We start from the raw sequence: 1,009 nt of genomic DNA, 5'->3' as shown, positions 1-1,009 counted from the left end.
CTCGCCTAATGAAAAATGCATAACCAAGAATGACTTCAATATCCCCGCTCATGCGGGGATATTTTTTATCTCCGCGAGATTTGTTAAATTAGAAAGGTTTGTAGATCTTTACTTTTAGCTTGCACGGATAGCAAATATGCCACTTCAGTCCCCTCTTACGTTTTCCGACGAACAAATCAATATCGGCGAACTAAAACAAGAGTTAGAAAAATTCAGCTCAACCCAAAAACAAGAGTTTCTTAATCATCACCCTGTGACCAGCTTAGTATTGGCTCGCGCAGAGTACATGGACTTGTTGCTGACGCGTTTATGGCAATACTTCGGTTTTAATGACATTTACAACATCTCATTAGTGGCCGTGGGCGGATATGGTCGCGGTGAACTGCATCCGTTGTCCGACATAGACATTCTCGTTCTTTCTAACAACAAACTGCCGACTGCGTTAGAAGCGAAAATCAGCGAATTTATTACCTTACTATGGGACTTAAAACTGGAAGTTGGCCATGCGGTTCGCACTGTCAATGAATGTGCACAAATCGGTCGTGACGATCTAACGGTTGCCACTAACCTACAAGAAGCACGTCTGCTTTGTGGCAGCAAAGACACATTCCAAGCTTTAAAAAAAGTCGTGCTATCCGACTCTTTCTGGCCGAGCGAAACCTTCTACCGCGCAAAAATCCAAGAACAACGCGAACGTCATGCTCGCTACCACGATACGACCTATAACTTAGAGCCCGACATCAAATCGACCCCAGGAGGTCTTCGCGATATTCACACTTTGAGCTGGGTAGCGCGTCGTCACTTTGGCGCCACATCTCTGCTAGAGATGAGCCGTTACGGCTTTCTTACCGATGCGGAATACCGCGAACTGGTGGAGTGTCAGGACTTCTTGTGGCGTGTCCGCTTTGCGCTGCACATTGAACTTCGCCGATACGACAACCGTTTGACCTTCGCACATCAAGCACAAGTGGCCGAAAACCTCGGTTATGTTGGTGAAGGCAATCGCGGC

1 protein-coding gene is annotated in these 1,009 nt (G+C 46.8%); it reads left to right on the top strand.

Annotated features, from left to right (window positions below; genetic code table 11):
* Positions 1 to 136 precede the first annotated feature (136 nt).
* Positions 137 to 1,009: nucleotidyltransferase domain-containing protein (locus R7E42_RS25835; RefSeq protein WP_318073362.1), on the top strand; the 873-nt coding region annotated here is incomplete at its 3' end.

It is taken from the genome of Vibrio sp. Vb1337 (assembly GCF_033338715.1).
GTDB lineage: Bacteria > Pseudomonadota > Gammaproteobacteria > Enterobacterales > Vibrionaceae > Vibrio > Vibrio alginolyticus.
This window is presented reverse-complemented; position numbering and strand designations above follow the sequence as displayed.